The sequence below is a fragment of the Luteibacter pinisoli genome (assembly GCF_006385595.1).
Taxonomy (GTDB): Bacteria; Pseudomonadota; Gammaproteobacteria; order Xanthomonadales; family Rhodanobacteraceae; genus Luteibacter; species Luteibacter pinisoli.
The window spans coordinates 175,360-194,332 of the sequence record NZ_CP041046.1; the positions used below are offsets into that span (position 1 = coordinate 175,360).

The following is an 18,973-nucleotide window of genomic DNA, read 5'->3' on the forward strand; positions in this document are numbered from 1 at the left end:
GACATGGGTGGTGAAAGGGATGGCAAGGCTAATCAGTTGAGCCACCGGCGCGTATAGGCGTGCACCCCCGTGTGAGGGTGCACGAGGACTCGTATCCATGTAGTCCTTCGCTGAAGAACATCCGCGGTCGCCTCAGCGCATGGCGCGCTCACCTTCGACGCTCCATGCCTCGGCGGACGCATCGGCGAGCGGCGCCTCCACGAAGGCGCACGACGTCTCGCGCGCCGTGCCTTCCGGGAGGCGACCGTCCAGAAGGTACGCGACGGCGGCGCGCTCGATGCACGGCGTCGCCGAGTGCCCGAGCAGTCCGTGTCGCCCCGTGCCCGTCGCGACGACGAGGCGGCTCGCGGGGTAGCGCCGAAGGAGGGCACGGGCGCCGGCAAGCGGCGTGGCGATATCGTGCTCGGCCTGGATCATCACGAACGATCCCAGCGCGTCCAGCATCGCGAAGTCTGGCGCCCTCGACACACGGCGTGGCCACGCGGCGCAGGTCAGCTGCCCGGTGATCTGAGAGCCATCGAGCAAGGGGTAGGTAAACGCATCGCGGTCGGCACGCGCGCGGATCTTCGGCGTGACGGTTTCCCAGCGTTCGTCGTTGCACATCACCGCCTGGTTGACCGACTCACCGTACCGGTCGATGAACGGCGACAGCTTGCGGAGCGCGCGCCCCCGGCCGGCACCCCCCGCTGGTACGTCGGTTCCGTGCTCGACAAGCTCGGCCGCCGCCTGGCGCATCGCGGTGTCGGTTCGTGGGTCGGGGCTGAATCGACGCATGCCGGCCTGTCGCGACAGCGCAGGCCAGCCTTGCCAGCCGCCCGCCTTCACCCAGCGATCCATCGTCAGGGTGGCGGCCAACGCGGCCGGTGTCGTCATCTGATCGTGCCAGGCGGGCCGGAGTGGGTCGGACAGGCTGCGCACGGCCCACGCGATGGCGTCCGCGTCGTCAGGCTGTCCGTAGCGGCTCGCCTCGCGCTGCACGGGCGCGAGCACGTCGCGTTCGAACGCGGCCTGCTCGGCATCGCTGGTCAGGTACATGCCCGTGCGGTAGCTACCGGTGAACATGAAGGTCGAGTCGAGCAGCATCCGCCCTATCCGTGTCGGAAAGAACGCCGCATAGGTCGCCCCTACGCGGCCCCCATACGAGATACCGTAGAAGTGCAGTACCGGGTCGCCGAGCGATGCGCGCACGGCGTCCATGTCGCGCACATGCTGCTCGGTGCTGAGGTACGGTGCTTCCGCGGGCTTCGAGCACGCGTGGGCCAGGGCCGTGGCGTCCGCCAGCGCGCGCGACCAGTTGGCATCGTCGCGATGCGTCGGCAGGAAGGCGATCGTCGGCGTGGGCACGCTGCATTCAAACGTCCACCCGCCTTTTAGTCCACGCGGGATGACAGCGATGAAGTCGTAGCGATCGGCGAGGCGGCGCTTGTCGCCGTGCACGGGATCGCCCGCGTCGACCTCGCTAAACGCATCGGCCATGGAGGCGACGTAGGCGGCTGGTTGGCCGCCCGGGCCGCCGATATTGACGAAGATGGCACCCCTGCGTTCGCCGGGCCGTGCCGCGGCGATCCGCACGACGCGTACATCGATAGTGCGCCCATCGGGGCGCATGTGATCCAGCGGCATCGGTACGCGGCCACAGTGCAGGCGTGCGCCGAGGCCAGGCCAGTCTCCGGTGAGCGACGCGGGGCAGGCCGCCCACGTGATGGGCGCCATGGCAGGCACCGCGTGCGTGGGTGCACAGGGAAGTGCCATGGCGATGGCCACGGCAACAGGCAGGAGCATGGTTCGCATGATCGTTCCCTGATCGGTCAGATTTCGTCGTGCGGCGCGGCCGCCGGCGTCGTTGGTGTCGTGGTCGTCGTGGTGTGCGGCAACGCGGACACCGGGCTCTCCGTTGCGCCGCCGCAGTGCAACTCGCCCGAGGGGCTATCGGGCAGCGTGCCGTCGAGGAGGTAACGCGAGGCCGTGCGCTCGATGCACGAGGACGTGGTGAAGTTGAACAGGCCATGCACGGCGGAGCGGCGTGCGACCAGCAGGGTGGCGTTTGCATAGCGCGCGAGCAGGGCGCGTGCGCCTTCGATGGGCGTGACCAGGTCATGCTCGGCCTGCAGGAGCAGGAAGCGCGGTGCGTCCCCGACGGTGTCGAGGTTGGGCACGCGGGCGCGCGGATGCGGCCAGCGGGCACAGACCAGCTCCTCGAGGATCTCTTCGCCATCGGAGTGCAGGTCGCGGGCGGCGTTGCGCACGGCATGCTCGCGGATCGCCACGTCATTCGCCGACCATGCATCGTCGTTGCAGCCGACCGCGCGGCGCACCGAGTCGCCATCCTGCCCGGCCCCGAATTCAGGGCCGGTGCGTACCGGTGCGAAATAGCGGTCGGCCAGCTGCAGCGCCGCCCAGCGGATCGCGCCGTTCAACGAAGGATCGCTGCTGAAGACCTGGCGACGGATACGCCCCTCAAGCTGTGTGCGCGAGCCAGGATCGCTCGCACGCATCCAGTCGGCCAGCCACAGTGCAGCAGCGACGCGCGGCGGGGTATCGAGATACGGATGCCACGCCTCGCGTGCGCGGCCGGGAAGATCCTGAAGCGAGGTGGCGATGGCGGCGGAATCCGCCGGCAGGCCATAGCGCGTGGGGTCGGCGACGATGGGCGCCAGCACGCGCTGGAAATCCTTGCGCAGCGCCGCGCGCATCAGTTCCCCGGCTTCGAGGAAGCCCTGCGTGAAGCGCATGCTCGAATCGAGCAGCATCCGGCCGACGTGGGTAGGGTAGGTCGCGGCATACCACGCGCCGACGCGCCCGCCGTAGGAGATACCGTAGAGGTGCAGCTTGTCGTCGCCGAGCGAGCGGCGCACGGCGTCCATGTCGTGTACGTGCTGCTCGGTGTTGATGTAGCGCGCTTCGGGTGGCGCCGCGCAGGTGCGTGCCTGTGCCGTCGCTTCGTCCAGTACGAGGTTCCAGTTGGCGTCATCGAGATGGCTGGGCAGGAAGGCGAAGCGTGGCGGCAAGCCGGTAAGGCAACGATAGACATGGCCGCCTTCGAGCCCGCGCGGGATCACGGCGACCAGGTCGAAGCGTTCAGCCAGGCGCACCTTGTCGGCGGTATCGGCATCGAACGGGTCCTCGCGACTCCACGTGGCGGCGATGGAGCGGACCAGGCGTGCCGGGTTACTCCCCGGTCCGCCTACGTTGACGAAGATGGCGCCCTCGCGCAGGTCGGGACGCATGGCGCGTGCGCGAACCACGCCGACGTCGATGCTGCGACCGTCCGGCTGGATATGGTCCAGTGGGGCACGAAACGTGCCGCATTCAAGGCGGGTGGTGAGGTGTGCGGGGATATCGCCGACCAACTGCGCATCGCAGGGTCCCCAGACTATGGCGGCGCTTTGCGCCGCGAGCGCGGGTGTGGCGTGGAAGAGGGGCAGGCAAAGCGCGGCGAGCTTGCCCGACCCTTTGGCAACGCGGCGGATCGTGGGCATGCGGTGACTCCGATGGATGGGGTGCACACGTTAGGCGTGTGCGCATCGGGGTCGTATCGGGGTTTTGCTCGGAGTTGCTAAGGCAATGCCAGTGCCTGGTGTGGGCGGATGGTCAGGCCATGTGCCAGCCGTGACTGACAAGCAGCGACTGGCCGGTGAGTGCGTTGGAGCCGAAGCCGGCGAGGAACAACGCCGTGTCGGCGATATCCTCGAGCGTGGTGAATTCGCCGTCCACGGTGTCCTTCAGCATCACGTCGCGGATGACCGCCTCTTCGCTGATGCCCAGCTCCTTCGCCTGCTCGGGAATCTGCTTCTCCACCAGCGGCGTGCGCACGAAGCCGGGGCAGATGACGTTCGCGCGGATGCCGTTCGCGGCGCCTTCCTTCGCGATGACGCGCGCCAGGCCAAGCAGGCCGTGCTTGGCAGCGACGTACGGCGCCTTGAACTTCGAGGCGACATGCGAGTGCGCCGAGCCCATCAGGATGATGGAACCGCCGCGCCCGGCAGCGATCATCTGGCGCATGGCGGCGCGCGTGGTCAGGAAGGCGCCGTCCATGTGGATGGCCAGCATGCGCTTCCAGTCGGCGTAGGAGAGATCGACGATCGGAGAGATGATCTGGATGCCGGCGTTGCTGACGAGGATGTCGACCGGGCCGAGTTCACGCGCCGTCTGGGCGAAACCTTCCTCGACCTGGTCCTCGTCCGTGACGTCCATGGCCAGGCCGATGGCATCGGGGCCCATGCTTCGTGCGGCGTCGCGCGCCTTGTCGGCGGCGATATCGGCCACCGCCACCTTTGCGCCCGCGTCCGCATAGGCCTGGGCGATGGCGCGGCCGATGCCACTGGCCGCACCCGTCACCAACGCGACCTTCCCACTCAGATCCTGCATGGCCAAGCTCCGCTTACCGGCCCGTCAGGCCTTGTTGAGGACGAACGACGCCGCTTCGCCCTGTGCGGACGAACCCGCGATCCACACATCGAACGTACCCGGCTCGGCCTCGAAGGTCACGCCGTCACGATGGGTGAAGGCGAGATCCGCACGGGTGAGTTCGAACGACACCTCTTCCGACGCACCGGCCGCGAGGAGGATCTTGCGGAACGCCTTGAGCTCTCGCACCGGGCGCACGCGGCTGGCCACGCGGTCGTGGATGTACAGCTGAACCACTTCTTCGCCGGGCAGCGTGCCGGTGTTGGTCACGGTGGCGGTGATGACGATGGTGTCGTTCCAGCCGGCCTGCGCGTTCACCACGGGCGGCGTGTAGCCGAACGTGGTGTAGCTCAACCCGTGGCCGAACGGGTACAGCGCTTCGAACGTCACTTCGCGATAGCGCGCCTTGAACGCCGGCGGCTGGTCGGCGAGTTCCGGGCGGCCGGTGCGCGGGTGGTTATAGAAGAACGGCTGCTGGCCGCTGTCCTGCGGGAAGCTCACCGGCAGGCGGCCTGCCGGGTTGTAGTCGCCGAACACGACGTCGGCGATCGCCGGACCGGTCTGGCTGCCGAGGAACCAGGTGACGAGGATGGCGCTGGCCTCGCGCACGGCGCCGGTGAGCGCCAGCGCACGGCCGTTTTTCAGCAGCACGACGACCGGCGTGCCCGTCGCGACGACGGCCTCGGCGAGGGCCTGCTGCGCCGGCGGCACGATGATCTGCGTGCGTGCCTGGGCTTCGCCGGAATAGGTCTGCGGTTCGCCGATGGCGAGAAGCACCACGTCGGCGCGCTTTGCGGCGGCGACGGCCGCGTCGATGCCACCCTCGATGGGCGCTTCGAAATCGCTGCCGGCGACGATCTCCAGCGAGGCCGGATCGGCCAGCGCGGCACGCAGGCCGGTGTCGATGCTGACGTGGCGCTGCTTGTCGCCGAACAGCGTCCAGCAGCCTTCCAGGTTGTCCACGTCGGCGCCGAACGGGCCGATCAGCGCGATCTTCTGGCCTGCCTTCTTCAGCGGGAGCACGCCATCGTTCTTCAGCATGACGATGGAACGGCGCGCGGCGTCGCGCGCGAGCTCGGCGTGTTCGGCGTTCTTCGAGGTGTCGGCTTCCGCCGCTGCGTCGAGCGAGCGGTACGGATTGTCGAACAGGCCGATGGCTTCCTTCACGGTGAGGACGCGGCGCACGCCTTCGTCGAGCACGTCCATCGATACATCGCCGCTTTCGACCAGGCCAGGCAGGCTGGCGGCGTAGAAGCCACTCTGCATGCTCATGTCGACGCCGGCGATGAAGGCCAGCCGCGAGGCATCGCGCTCGTCTTCGGCGAAGCCATGCGCGATCAGTTCCATGTCCGCCGTGTAATCGGAGACGACGAAGCCGTTGAAGCCCCACTCGCCACGCAGGATGTCGGTCATCAGTTCGCGGTTGGCCGAGGCGGGCACGCCGTTGATGTCGTTGAACGCGCTCATCAGGGTCAGCGCACCGGCATCGATCGCGGCCTTGAAGGGCGGCAGGTGCACGTCGCGCAGCGTCTGCGGCGCGATGTCCACCTGGTTGTATTCCATGCCGCCCATCACCGCACCATAGGCGGCGAAGTGCTTCGGCGTTGCCAGCAGGGAGTCTGCTGCCGTCAGGTCGTTGCCCTGGAAACCACGCACGCGTGCTGCGGCAAATGCACAGCCAAGCACGACGTCTTCGCCCGCACCTTCGGCAACGCGGCCCCAGCGCTGGTCGCGCGCGATGTCCACGGCGGGCGCGAAGGTCCAGTGGATGCCGGCGGCAGTGGCTTCCACCGCCGTGGCCCGCGCCGTGCGCTCGGCGAGGTCAGGCTCGAACGTCGAGGCTTCGCCGAGCGGGATCGGGAACACGGTACGCATACCGTGGATGACGTCCGAGCCGAAGATCAGCGGGATGCCCAGGCGGCTTTCTTCCACGGCCACGCGCTGCGCCTCGCGGCCCTCCGCCGCGCCCACGCCATTGAACAGCGAGCCGACCCGACCGGCACGAACCTGATCGAGGACCTCGGCCGCGCCGCGGGCGTTGGCTTCGGGGTTGATGTCCGGGGCGAACGGGCGGACGGCATCGGCGAAGACGCCGAGCTGGCCAACCTTTTCCTCCACGGTCATGCGGGCGATCAGGGCTTCGATGCGGGGACTGCGGGTCATGGGCTTGCCTTAGGGGAATGGCATCGGGCGCCCGACGGACGCCACGGCCGAGAAGGATACTGGCATCCGGCCCCCAAGTGGGCACGTAAATGACGTTACACGTAAACGATTACGCCATTGGCGCCCATGGCTGCAAAGCCCTTGCGCATCGCGCCGATGGCGGCGCCCGTGGTGGCCAGCTTGCGGCCGAAAAGCCGGCCGGTGCGTTCCAGGAACGAGAGCTTCCGCGCAATGCGGTGCACTTCCACCACCACCTGGGGCGCCAGGCCGCTGGCTTCCTCACGGATGAGCCCGGAGAGCACGTCCATGCGGCCCACGTAATAGCGGCTGATACCGGTGGTGAACATCACCCAGTCGCGCGCCTGGGCCTGCGCCAGGCTCATGATTTCACTGGGGTCTTCTTCGAAATCGATGAAACCCACGCCGTGCTCGCCCACGGTGATGTTGCGGGCGAAGGCCTGGCCCAGGTAACCGCCGTGGCGGTGCAGTTCGCCGATGGCGTGGGCGGTCTGGCGGACAAGGATGTCGGCATCGTTGGCGCGGGGCAGGCGCTTCAGGCGGTGCGCCAGGGTCGGGCCCATGTCGCTGAGGATGAGGCTGCGCGGGCCTTCGCCGAGGATGCGCGGGACCGGCGCGCCGCAGGCACGGAGGGCTTCGATACGCCGCGACTCGATGCGCTTGGCCTCTTCGCCCGTGCGCCGGGGCGGTGAGCGCAGGGCATTCAGGTCGAGCCGCGCCGCAAGCCTGTTCCACAGGCGGACGAGGGCAGGCCGAAGCCAGCTTTCGGGCTCGTAGCGCTTGAGCCAGGCGGTGCGGCCGCCGAGGGAGAACTGTTGAACCATGAGCAAACTCCATAAAACACCGCAGCCCCTTCGGGCTACGTCTCCCCCCGTAAGCTAATTGTAAGCTTTGTAGTACAGCTATTCGACCATCCGTCGGTATACGCTTTGAAATCCATAAGGATTTCGTTAACAAACAGGTCGTTACCGGCAGCCAATGAGCTGATTCGGCAAGAGTGGCCAGGGAGCTGTCGCACGCCGTTTGCGCCACCACGACACAGGCCTATCGTCGCAAGGCAGGCCAATCCCCCTCTGGCCACTCCGCGACGAGGTGGCGCGATGCGTTCCCCAAAGGCTCCCCCGGTCATCGAGATGCGCGATGTCGGCAAGGTGTTCCTGGCCGGAGCGATCGAGAACCATGTCCTGACCGATATCCACCTGACCATCGGGCGGGGAGAGTTCGTGGCCATCGCCGGCCCCTCGGGCTGCGGCAAAACCACGTTGCTGTCGCTCATGGGCCTTCTCGATGTCCCGACACGCGGCGAGTTGCGCTTCCTGGGCGAGTCCACGGCGCATGCAGGCGCCGGGCAGCGCGCCGTCCTGCGTAACGCCCACGTGGGCTTTGTCTTCCAGGCCTTCAACCTCGTGCCCGACATGACGGTGGCCGACAACGTCGCGCTGCCGCTCACGTTTCGACAGGGCGTCGGACGCCGCGAACGCATGGAGCGCGCGGCGGAGGCGTTGGCCAGCGTCGGCATGGTCCACCGCATGCGTCACCTTCCGGGACAACTGTCCGGTGGCCAGCAGCAACGCGTGGCCGTGGCGCGTGCCGTGGTGGGTGAGCCGGCGATCCTGCTGGCGGACGAACCGACCGGCAACCTTGATCTGCGCAACGGCGAAAAGGTGATGGCCCTGCTCAGCGGCCTGCATGCGCAAGGCACGACCATCTGCATGGTGACCCACGACGATCGCTTCAGCGCCGCCGCCGAACGCACCGTTCGCCTGCTCGACGGCCGGGTGGTGGACGAAGCCACGTTTCGCCAGCTTCAGCACGAGGCCGAATCGGGGCTCGATGAGCGGCGCACGCTGGAGATCTTTCCATGAGGCGCGTGTTCGCCGGTTCGTGGCGCACGCTCCACGCGCTGACCCGACAGCCAGGGTATTTCCTCCTTGCCGCGGCGACGCTGGCGCTCGGCGTGGGCACGTTCTTCGCGACGTTCGCCCTGGTCGATGCACTGCTGATGGCGCCGCCTGGCTTTACGCACCACGGGAGTGTCGTGCTGTACGGTGAAGTGGTCCGGCCCTCGTCGCCACGCAGCCTGTCCGCGACGCTGTACGACACCGTGGGCTTGCCCCGGGGCGTGCTTTCCCGTGGGCTGGCGCGCAGCGTGGAACGGGCCAGCGTGCGCAGCGGTGCCCATGCCAGCCTGCTGGTCATGCAGCGCATGGACGACGGTTTCCTGCCCACGCTGGGTGTCGTGCCGGCCGCGGGCGCGCTGACGCTGAAGCCGGGGGGCGGCGACGGCGTCATGCTCTCGTGGCGCCTCTGGCAGGCGTGGTTTGCTGGCGATCCCCACGTGGCGGGACGCGTGATCACGGTCGATGGCCGGCCGCTGCGCATTGCGGGTGTGTTACCGGCGGCCTATCGGCTGTTCGACGACGTGGATGTCATCCTCCCCCTGCACGGCGTGCCTGGCGCGTCGGCCAGCGTGCCCAATTTCCTCGCGGTGGCACGACTGGCACCCGATGCGTCATCCGACGACCTGGTCGGGCGCCTGCGTGCCACCGCCGCGGCAAGCGACGGTGCGGCGCGGGCGGCGATGTTCGGGATCACGCCGATTGACGATGCGCTGACCGCCGCCGCCGCACCCACGGTGTGGTTCTTCCTCGGTTGTGCTGGCCTGGTGGTAGCCACCGCCTGCGGCAACCTCGCCAACCTGATGATGGCGCGCGCGTTGGGGCGCAGCCGTGAGACGGCGTTGCGACGCGCCCTTGGCGCCGGGTTCTGGCGATCGTGGGCGCCCGCTGCCGCGGAAGCCGGGTTCATCGCTGTCGCCGGCGTGCTGGCGGGCACGGTGCTCGGCCATGCGCTGGTGACTGCGGGCGAGGCCTATATTCCCGATGCGTGGCGCGTTAATGCAGGGCCGATCGACATCCGCTGGCGCGTTTACCTTGCCAGCGCCGTCGTCGCGCTGTTCATGACCGTCGTCGCCGCGATCGGCGGTGGCCTGCGTGAGCCAGGGCGAGGCGGCCAGGAGCGGCAGGGCGCGGCGGCACGCGCCCGCGTAGCCTGGGTGCAGGTACAACTGGGCCTGGCTACGCTGTTGTTGTCGCTGTGCGTCGTCCGCGGCATGCAGACCTGGCGCCAGCAGGACGTCGCGCCAGGTTTCGATCTCGACGGTGCGGCTGCCGCGCGCTTTCGTCCCGACCCGCTGCATTTCACTTCCGCGAAACCGGTGGCGCAGGCCATGGCGGCCATCGAGGCACGGCTGGCCGGGGAGCGGGGTGCGCTGCGTGCAGGCGTCACCACGCAGCTGCCCGTGGGCACGAACTTCAACGTCACCTTTGCCGCACCCGGCGGTGTGCCATTCGACACGCAGTACGCGGTGCAGACGCCAGGTGCGCGTGCCGCGCTTGGCATGCATCTGGTCGCGGGTCGCGACCTGGCCACGAGCGATGCAGCGGGCGGACCCGCCGTGGTCGTGGTGAACCAGGCATTCCTCGCGCGGATTCCCGGCGCCACGCTGGGCAGCACGGTGCTCAAGGTATCGCGCAGCATGGGCACCCGATCACTACGTATCGTCGGCATCGTCGCAAACACGCGCGATGCAGGGCCCGCTCTTCCACCGCGGCCGTGGGCCATCGTCCCCTTCGCCCAATTGCCGCCGGCCGAATTCGCCAGCTTTCGCAGCCTGCTCTCGTACTATCTGGTGGTTCACGCATCGAGCTACGTCGCGCTGGCAGGTATCGACCCGGGTGAAGCGCTGCGCGATGTCGCGCCATGGCTGGCCATCGAACCACCACGACCCCTGGGTCGCGCGTGGAACGATGTACGCGCGGCGAGCCAGAGGGATACCTGGCTCGCCAGCCTGTTCGCTGGCGTGGGGCTCGGCCTGGGCCTGGTCGGCCTGTATTCCGCGCAGCGAATCCACGTGGCGTCGCGGCGTCGCGAACTGGCCCTGTGCGCCGCGGTCGGCGGCACCCCGCTGGACCTGCTCGGCCTTTGCCTTGCGCATGGCGTGGCGCGCGCCACCGTCGGCGTGATCCTTGGCCTCTCCGCCGCGCTCGCGTTCAACCTGTGGCCTCCCGCCGCGTTGGCCCAGGGCGCTCGCGTCGACCTGGATGCGGTATGCATCGTTGCCACGGTGATGCTCCTGCTCACGTCGGCGGTATCGCTACCACCCGCGTTGCGCTCAGCCGCCATCCCGCCATCGCTCGTGCTGCGTGAGCAGTGAGGACGCCCACGATGACCCCCGATACCCTCCCCAAATCGCCCTATCCACCCGTGCTGGTCGTTGACGATCACCCTGATGTGCGCCTGGCGCTGTGCATGCTGCTGCGCAATGAAGGACTCGAGGCGCTCGAAGCCGGCTCCCCCGAGGCGGCGTGCGACGTGGCCATGCGCCAGGCCCTCTCCTGCGCGGTGGTCGACCTGAACTACAGCGCCGACACCACCTCCGGCCACGAAGGCATGGCACTGGTCACGCGCCTGCGTGGCCTCGTACCCGATGTACCGCTGGTGGTGATGACGGCGTGGGGAAACGTCAACCTGGCGGTGGAGGCGATGCGGCGCGGCGCGGCGGACTTCGTGGAAAAGCCATGGAACCGCGGCCGCCTGCTGAACATCCTGTGGAGCCAGGTGCACCTGCACCAGGCACGCGAGGAAAACCGCCGGCTGCGCGCCGAGACAGCCTTGAATCGCGAGGGATCGGCCGCCTACTGTGCCACCGAATCCTCGGCGATGCGGCGCGTCATGGAACTGGTGGAGCGCATCGCCGTCAGCGAATCGCATGTGCTGGTGCTGGGGGAAAACGGCACCGGCAAATCCATGCTGGCGCGCGACATCCATGCACGCTCGCCGCGGGCGGCCTCTGCGCTGATCCGGGTCGACATGGGCAGCCTTTCCGAAGCGCGCTTTGCGGACGACATGTTCGGCGAAGAGAGCGGCGCACGACCCGGACGCTTCGAGCTCGCGCACCATGGCAGCCTGGTGCTGGAGGAGGTATCGACCATTCCCCCGCTCCAGCAGGTGACCCTGCTGCGCGTGCTGGAGGAAGGCGAGCTCGAGCGCAGCGGTTCGGGCCAGACCCGGCGCGTGGATGTGCGCGTCATCTCCACCACCAACGCCGACCTGGAGTCCATCGCGCGCGCGGGTCGCTTCCGGCTTGATCTGCTCTACCGCCTCAACGCCATGCAGGTACGCCTCCCGGCTTTGCGTGAGCGGCCGGAAGACATCGTGCCGCTGGCACGGCATTTCCTGTTACGCGAATGCCGCCGCCTGGGCCGTGACGCCGCGCGCTTCGCGCCTTCGGCCGAACGCGCCCTGCGCGCCTATGCGTGGCCCGGCAACATCCGCGAACTGGAGCATGCGGTGGAGCGCGCGGTATTGATCACGCCCACGGCCGAGATCGACGTGAATGCGTTGGCCATGCACCAACAGGACGATGCGCCCCTGGTCCTTGATTGCCTGACGCTCACCGACGCCGAGCAGCTGTTGATTCGCCACGCGCTGGACCGCAACGGGAATAACCTGCAGCGTGCGGCCGACGCCCTGGGCATTTCGCGCCAGGCGCTCTACCGTCGGCTCGACAAACAGCGATCAAGGTACCCGGACGAGGCTATCGAATGAGCCGGGGCGACCTTGGCTAGCTGGCAGGCCTCGCTGGCGTTTGCCCGGTCGCCCGCCGCAGGCGTGGTGCTGTGGGGCATCGGCTTCATGGCGCCCGTGGCCATGGCAGGCCTTGCGCTGGCGTCCGGGCCACCCGAGGTGCCGTGGGTGCGGGCCGTCCTGCTCGCGGCCGGTGTCGTCGGCTCGCTGCTGGTGGGTTGGGTGGGCGGCCGACGCATCCTGGATTCCCTGCGCACGGTGTCGGACCTGCTCGGCGCGCTTCGCGAGGGTGATTATGGCCTGCGCGGCCATGTCAGGCTGGGGCATGATCCCCTGCAGGCGCTGATCGCGGGCGTCAACGAACTCTCCGACGAACTGCGCCAGGGCCGGCTGGCGCGCACCGAGACCTCACGCTTCCTCGGGAAGACCCTGGTCGCGCTGCACAGCGCGGTCATCGTCGTCGATGAACAGGGCCGCATTCGCCTGATCAATCCGGCAGCCCGGCGCCTCGTGGGCGCGGAGCACAAGCTGGTGGTGGGAACCGAGCCGGCGGCCTGGGGCTTCGGCGAGGCCATGGCGTCCGCCGACGGATCGATCCTGACCCACACCTTCCCGTGTGCCACGGGCCGCTGGGCCGTGCGTCGTGCGGCGTGGTACAGCGATGGCCGCGAACACACGCTGGTGATGTTGCATGACCTCAGCGCGGCCCTAAGCGAAGAAGAACACCGTGCCTGGCAGCGCCTGATCCGCGTGCTGAGCCACGAACTGAACAACTCGCTCACCCCCATCGGCTCGCTGGCCGACACCCTTTCCAACCTGCTCGCCCGGCACGGCGCGGCCATCCCGCAGAAGGAGCTGCACGACGGCCTCGAAGCCATCGCCCGGCGTTCGGCGTCGCTGACCCGGTTCGTCGGGGGCTATGGCCGGCTGGCCCGTCTTCCGCCGCTGGCCTGGCAACCGTTCCGCCTGGACCTGTCGATCGCACGCGTAGCCCAGCTTGAGCAGCGCGTCCCCGTCGTGCTCGTCGGCCATGCCCCGCTTACCGTGGACGGCGACGAAGACCAGCTTGGCCAGGCGCTGGTCAACCTGCTGCGCAATGCGGCGGAGTCCGCGCTGTTCAATCACGGTGGGGTGCATATCGACTGGTTCATCCAGGGCGGGGAAGCGTGCGTGCGGCTGATCGACGACGGCATCGGCCTGCCGCTGACCGATTCACTGTTCGTGCCGTTCTTCACGACCAAACCGGAGGGGTCCGGGATCGGGCTGAGCCTTACGCGCCTGATCATCGAAGCGCATGGCGGCACCGTCGCCCTGGCCAATCGCACCGATGCGCCAGGGGCCGTCGCCACCGTCAGGCTCAAACTCGCCCGCCCGGGGGTGTCCGCCAGCGGACGCGCCCGTCCGGATCCGGACAGGCGGACTGACCGGAATTGAGTGAGCGGGGTGAAAAGTGCGCATATCGGTGCGCCTGGCGCCTTTACGGCAATCACCATGGATTGTTCCCCCGGCAAGGCCCGCACTAGATTCGCCCCGCACCCGCACTTCCCGTGGGTGCACGCACCGATCACGGAGAACGGCCATGCATCCCATCCTTGCTTTGCAGCACCTTGAGCTCGACGCCAACGCCGCACCCGGTATCGACACCAACATGGGCAGTTCGTACAGCGGGACGGGGTGCCTGGCTGGCCTTGCCGACACGGGCGACGCGTAACCAGCAAACGGGAGGCGAAGGCCCCGTACCGGCGTCCGGGCTGGTGCGGGAGCCGGGCCCGCACACCTGCCAGAGGAAGACAGGTCCATGGAGCGATACCGGCAGTTGTGGCCCTACACCGCCGTCGACCGCGAGTTCTTTGAGCCTTTTGCACGGCATCGCATCGACCCCGACGATTTCGAGTCGGTCGCACGCCGCCAGCTACCCGCCCACTGGGCGTTGCATCGGTCGGGTGTCTGGCTCCAGGCCATGCCGGACGGCTGCCGCCTGCCGACCCAGGGCTGGAAAATCCACGTCTCCTCGGTGGCATCCACCGCGCGGGTGGTGCTCGCGATCACCGTGGCGATCCTCGTCGCCAACGACACCGCCTTCAAGTTCGCCGGCGATCTTCGCCTGCTCGCCGCGATCAACGGCAAACGCTGGCCGCGTGGCGGTGCGGGAAAATTCATCACGGTGTACCCCGCCGACCTTCGCGTGTTCCGCCGCCTGCTCGACGACCTGGCCGCCGCGCTCGGCGGTTACGCCGGGCCGCACGTGCTTACCGACCGCCGCCATCCGGAATGCCCGATCGTCTCCTATCGCTACGGCGGCATCGTCAGTGACTACCGCATCGATGCCAGTGGCCGGCGCGAATGGCTGCTGCGCCGGCCCGACGGCGGCACCGAAGCGGACGACCGCGCGCCGGGCTACCGGGTACCCGACTGGCTGACCGATCCGCTGGGCACGGAGGCGACGCCTGACGTGGCGCCGTTGCTGGGTGGCGGGCGTTTCCGCCCGATCAAGGCCATGGCCTTCTCGGCGGCCGGCGGCATCTACCTGGCCGACGATCTGTTTGAAGGCCGGCGTGTCGTGATCAAGGAGGCGCGGCCGCACATCGGCGCCGCCGAAGCGGCGACGGCCAGCCTGCGCAAGGAGTTCCGCCTGCTTCGACGCCTGGCGCCGCTCGCCGTGGCGCCTCGCCCCATCGCCCACTTCCGCGAGTGGGAGCACAGCTTCCTCGCCGAGGAGATGCTTGAAGGCGACACGCTGCGGCTGTGGCTGGCCCGGCGCTATCCCGCGCTGCTTCCCGCGGCCACGCGCGCGGACGTCGCCCGCTTCTTCGACGACGTCTGCGCCGTGTTCACCCGCTTCGCGACCACGTTGCAGCGCGTGCACGCCGCCGGCATCTCGGTCGGGGACCTGTCGTTCCACAACGTCATCGTCGAGCCGTCGGGCGCCGTCCGCCTGATCGATCTCGAGACGGCGATCGAGGATGGCCTGGATCGTGTCGCCGACGTATGGACGCCTGGCTTCGCACCGGCGCATGCGCCGCGTGGCACGCACGCCCAGGCCATGGTCGCGGACCGCTACGCCTTTGGCGCGAACCTGTTTGCCGCGTGCGCGCCGGTGAATGCCCTCGTCGGCCTGGATAGCAGCGCCATGCCGCGCTTCCTGCAGCAGTTTGTCGGCGACATGGGTTATCCGCAGGCCTTTGCCGACGTGGTCATCGCGCTGACCCATGCGACGCCGGACCGGCGTCCCGATCCCGTCGAGGCGATGGCCGTGCTGTGCGCCGCCGTGGCGACGATGTCGCGCGACGAGGTTGCCGTGCCCCACCGCACCACCCATCCGGCGCCGGCGGAAGGCGTGTCCGATCGACTCTTCGCGTACGTGGACATGCATGCGGCCGAGCCCCGGCCGGATCGCTTCGTGCCCGCCGGCCCCGAGGTGTTTGACACCCACCCCTACGGCATCGCGCACGGCGCGGCCGGCGTGCTGCACGGTTATCTCCGCAGCGGGCGCCGTCCACCGGCCAACCTCCTGCCATGGCTGGTCGCGGGTATTCGTGCGGGCGATGAGCGTGGTGCTGGCCTGATGGGCGGCGACGCAGGCATTGCGTGGGCGCTGCTGGATGCCGGCGAGCACGTGCTTGCCGCGTCCCTGTTGCAGGCCTCGCCCCTGGACGGCGTGATGCGCCGCCGCGCCGGGCGCGACAGTGGCATGGCGGGCTGGGCCATGGCACGGCTGAAGGCATGGCATGCGACGGGTGAGCGTGCGTACCTCACCGATGCCATCGACGCGGGTGACTGCCTGCTGGCGTGTGCCCATGACACCGACGGTGCGTTGCACTGGCCGGATGGCCAGCGTCAGCCGCTCGGCCTTGGCGAAGGGGCTTCAGGCGTGGCGCTGTTCCTGCTCCACCTGCACCGCGCCACCGGTGAAGGTCGCTTTATCGACGCGGCGTGCGCCGCCATGGACTTTGACCTGCGCCACGCCGTGACCGGCCCCGATGGCGTACCGTCGTGGCCGGCATGCGTCGGGGATGCCACGGTGCTGCCTTACCTCGGCGAGGGCACGGCGGGCGTGCTCGCCGTCGCCGCCCGCCTTTACGCGGGCACGGGCGAGGCGCGCTACCGCGAGGCGATCCTTGCCGCGGAACGCGACCTCTTCCGTCGGCACGCGATACGCCCAGGCCTGTTCGATGGCCTGGCCGGCCTGGGTGAGACACTGCTGGACCTCGCCGCCTTCCTGCCGGACCGCGCGGCGCTCTACCGCGACCACGCGCTGCGCGTGGCCTGCGGTATCGAACCCTTCCTGCTACCGCGTGGCGCCCACCTCGCGGTGCCCGGCACCGAGCTGGTGCGAATCAGCTGCGACCTCGCAACGGGCAACGTGGGCGTGGCCGCCTTCCTGCACCGCCTTGCGCACGGTGGCATGGCGTCCTTCATGCTCGACGAGGCGCTGTCTGTCGCCACGCACGGGCAGCGCGTCGCGGCGTAAGCACCGTCAGAGGCGGAACTTTGCCTCGGCCAGCCACGTGCGCGACGGGTACGGGTAGTACACGTAGTAGCGGCGGTTCGTCAGGTTGTCCACGCCCACGCTGAGCTCCACGTGCGGGCTCACCGTCCAGCCGAGCTTCGCGTCGAAGGTCAGGAAGTCACTCGCGCCGCCGAAGGTATCGGGGTTGATGTCGCTGTGGTCGAGCGTGTTGTACTGCCGGCCTGAATAACGGGCGGCCAGCGTCACCGCCACCGCTTCGCTGGCGTGCATCGTCGCCACCGCGTTCGCCCGCCAGCGCGGGATGCGATAGAACTGCTTGCCTTCCGCCGCCGGGAAGCGGCTATCGCGCACCGTCGTGGCCTGCGTATAGGCCGCATTCGCCGACAGGTCCAGCCAGGGCAGGAAGACACCCGTGCCGTCGTAACTGGCTTCCGCGCCGCGCGTGCGGACGAGGTCGACGTTCTGCACGCTGGTGACATTGGGGAACACCGTCGTGTCGGTCTGGCTGAACAGCGTGTTGCGCGTGTCGCTGCGGAACAGCGTGAAACGCGCTACCCCATTCGCCCGGTACCACTCCGCCGACAGCTCGCGCGAGAGATCGTTTTCCGGCTTCAGGTTCGGGTTGTTGTTGACCAGGCTGATGCCGTTGAACGTGCCCTGGAAAAGCTCATTCACCGTGGGGAAGCGGTACGCCCGCGCGCCGGACAGGCGCAGCGTCAGGCTGTCGGTGGCGGCATACGCCAGCGAGACCTTCGGCGACGTGTGCGTCTCCTTCCGCTGCGGATACCCCGTGCTGGCCGTGGCGGTGGCCCGCGTGCCGTCGAAGGCGCGCCACTGTTCGTAGCGCGCACCCGTCACGAGTCGCCAGCGCTCCGCCAGCTGCCAGGCATCCTGCACGTACAGCGCCTGGGTCTGCGTGCTGCCGCCGTTGGAAGCGGTGAGCGCACCGGCATCGCCGTTGCGCCAGTTCGCCAGGGCATACGTTGCGTTGTCCAGGCGGTAACCGTCGTAGTGGTAGCCGAAGCTCACGGTGTGGGTATTCGGGCCGATGCTGTCCGGCGTGTGGCTGGCGCGCAGGTCGAGCGTCCGCCAGCGGCTTCCGTCGCCCGCGGTGAGCAGCCCCGTGCCGTCGTAGGTCACGGCGTTCGCGGTGCGGTCGCGGTTCCTGTCCATGTCGAAGTACGAGACGTTGCCTTCGACATTCCAGCCGGATTCGCGGTGCGTGCCCAGCGACACGCCGTAGAGGTAATTGCGGCTCTGTCGCGTCCCCGGTGCAAAGAAGTTCGCGGGCAACGTGTACTGGCGCCCGTCGATGCTGACCGGGCCGGACCACACCGGCTGGCCATTGGCATCGCGCAGGAAGGTATCCGTGCGGTGCGAGAGATCCTGCTTCCAGTAGCCCACCGTGGCGGCGGCGGTGAGCTCCGGGGTGAGGTCGTAGGTGGCCCGCAGGTGCGCTTCGTCCTGGCTCGTCGCCTCCTGGCCTTCGGCGTTGATGCCGAGCACCTCGCGCGGTACGCCGTTCGCGCCGGTGTCCTCGATGGCGCCGGTCACAGGGCGACCCGTGCCCGGTATCGCCGAGCGGTTCTGCACGGCATACACCAGCGGCTGGCCGTTGGACTGCAGGTGCGATACGCCGATGAGGAAGGCGAAGCGGCCGCTGCGGTCGCCGATGGTCGCGCTCTGCTTGCTGCCGCCATAGTCGCGGTCCACGCCGTAGGTGTGGACGTGCTGGGTGAACGCCTGCACGTCACCGGTGACTTCCAGTGTCTCCGGCATGCGCGTGGTCATGACCACCGTCGCGCCGATGCTGTTGCCGGGATACAACGCGGAGTACGCGCCGTAGATCACGTCGATGCCGGCGAGGTTATCGGCAAAAGCCATGGACCAGCGTGGCGGGTTGGCCCAGTTGTTACCCAGCAGGTTGGACAGCAGCAGGCCGTCGAGATAGACGAGGCCGCGCGCGCTCTGCTGGTTGCTGGTGCCGCGCACGGAGAACGTGGCGTTTTCATCGCCCACGAAGCGCTTGCGAATGCCGAACGCCGGCAGGTACTTCAGCGCATCCTCGGTGTTCACGATGTTCAGGCGCTTGAGCTTCGCCGGGGTGATGGTTTCCACCGCGGCGGGCATGTCCGGGTCCACGTCGGTGCCATGGCGGGTCGCCGACACACGCACTTCGTGGAGGTTGGTGGTGCGCGGTGGCGGCGAGTCGGGCGCGTCGGTGGCGTGCGCGGCACACGCGCTTGCGCCGAGGGCGCACGTGATGGCGCGCGCCAGTGCGCGTCCCTTGGTGGTAAGGAAAGGCATGGGGTCAGGTTCCGTGGG

At 68.7% G+C, this 18,973-nt stretch carries 12 protein-coding genes; 6 read left to right on the plus strand and 6 right to left on the minus strand.

Translation table 11 applies throughout. From position 1 onward, the window contains the following. Nucleotides 1-132: 132 nt before the first annotated feature. The 5 genes from FIV34_RS00825 to FIV34_RS00845 form a co-directional block, all read right to left on the minus strand. Nucleotides 133-1,791, minus strand: coding sequence for an alpha/beta fold hydrolase (locus FIV34_RS00825; RefSeq protein ID WP_139978730.1), 1,659 nt, complete (start codon nt 1,789-1,791; stop codon nt 133-135). Between the two features lie 17 nt (nt 1,792-1,808). After that, nucleotides 1,809-3,479 carry an alpha/beta fold hydrolase gene (locus FIV34_RS00830; RefSeq protein WP_139978732.1) on the minus strand — a complete coding sequence of 557 codons (1,671 nt, stop codon included), beginning with the start codon at nt 3,477-3,479 and terminating at the stop codon, nt 1,809-1,811. Nucleotides 3,480-3,591: 112 nt separating this feature from the next. Next, nucleotides 3,592-4,368, minus strand: a complete 777-nt coding sequence (locus FIV34_RS00835; RefSeq protein ID WP_139978734.1) for a 3-hydroxybutyrate dehydrogenase — start codon at nt 4,366-4,368, stop codon at nt 3,592-3,594. A 24-nt stretch (nt 4,369-4,392) separates the two neighbouring features. Next, entirely contained in the window at nt 4,393-6,570 is a 2,178-nt protein-coding gene (gene bglX / locus FIV34_RS00840; RefSeq protein WP_139978736.1) for a beta-glucosidase BglX, read from the minus strand. 95 nt (nt 6,571-6,665) lie between these two features. After that, on the minus strand, nt 6,666-7,412 hold the full coding sequence (locus FIV34_RS00845) for a BUD32 family EKC/KEOPS complex subunit (RefSeq protein ID WP_139978738.1): 747 nt from the start codon (nt 7,410-7,412) through the stop codon (nt 6,666-6,668). A 276-nt stretch (nt 7,413-7,688) separates the two neighbouring features. Here FIV34_RS00845 and FIV34_RS00850 point away from each other — a divergent pair, with 276 nt between their 5' ends. The 6 genes from FIV34_RS00850 to lanKC all read left to right on the plus strand — a co-directional run bounded on the left by FIV34_RS00850 (nt 7,689) and on the right by lanKC (nt 16,648). Further along, the gene (locus FIV34_RS00850; protein ID WP_139978740.1) at nt 7,689-8,453 is read left to right on the plus strand and encodes an ABC transporter ATP-binding protein; all 765 of its coding nucleotides are present in this window, start codon (nt 7,689-7,691) and stop codon (nt 8,451-8,453) included. Then, nucleotides 8,450-10,804 carry an ABC transporter permease gene (locus tag FIV34_RS00855; RefSeq protein WP_139978742.1) on the plus strand — a complete coding sequence of 785 codons (2,355 nt, stop codon included), beginning with the start codon at nt 8,450-8,452 and terminating at the stop codon, nt 10,802-10,804. Before FIV34_RS00850 ends, FIV34_RS00855 begins: the two co-directional genes overlap by 4 nt. Nucleotides 10,805-10,815: 11 nt before the next feature. Beyond that, nucleotides 10,816-12,198, plus strand: coding sequence for a sigma-54-dependent transcriptional regulator (locus tag FIV34_RS00860; protein ID WP_139978744.1), 1,383 nt, complete (start codon nt 10,816-10,818; stop codon nt 12,196-12,198). A gap of 12 nt (nt 12,199-12,210) precedes the next feature. Further along, entirely contained in the window at nt 12,211-13,611 is a 1,401-nt protein-coding gene (locus FIV34_RS00865) for a sensor histidine kinase (protein WP_139978747.1), read from the plus strand. Nucleotides 13,612-13,756: 145 nt separating this feature from the next. Next, nucleotides 13,757-13,888 carry a hypothetical protein gene (locus tag FIV34_RS21315; RefSeq protein ID WP_281286826.1) on the plus strand — a complete coding sequence of 44 codons (132 nt, stop codon included), beginning with the start codon at nt 13,757-13,759 and terminating at the stop codon, nt 13,886-13,888. Between the two features lie 87 nt (nt 13,889-13,975). Continuing rightward, on the plus strand, nt 13,976-16,648 hold the full coding sequence (gene lanKC / locus FIV34_RS00870; RefSeq protein WP_139978750.1) for a class III lanthionine synthetase LanKC: 2,673 nt from the start codon (nt 13,976-13,978) through the stop codon (nt 16,646-16,648). A gap of 6 nt (nt 16,649-16,654) precedes the next feature. Here the strand turns inward: lanKC and FIV34_RS00875 are convergent, their stop codons facing one another. Further along, nucleotides 16,655-18,955, minus strand: a complete 2,301-nt coding sequence (locus tag FIV34_RS00875; RefSeq protein ID WP_139978752.1) for a TonB-dependent receptor — start codon at nt 18,953-18,955, stop codon at nt 16,655-16,657. Between the last annotated feature and the right edge of the window lie 18 nt (nt 18,956-18,973).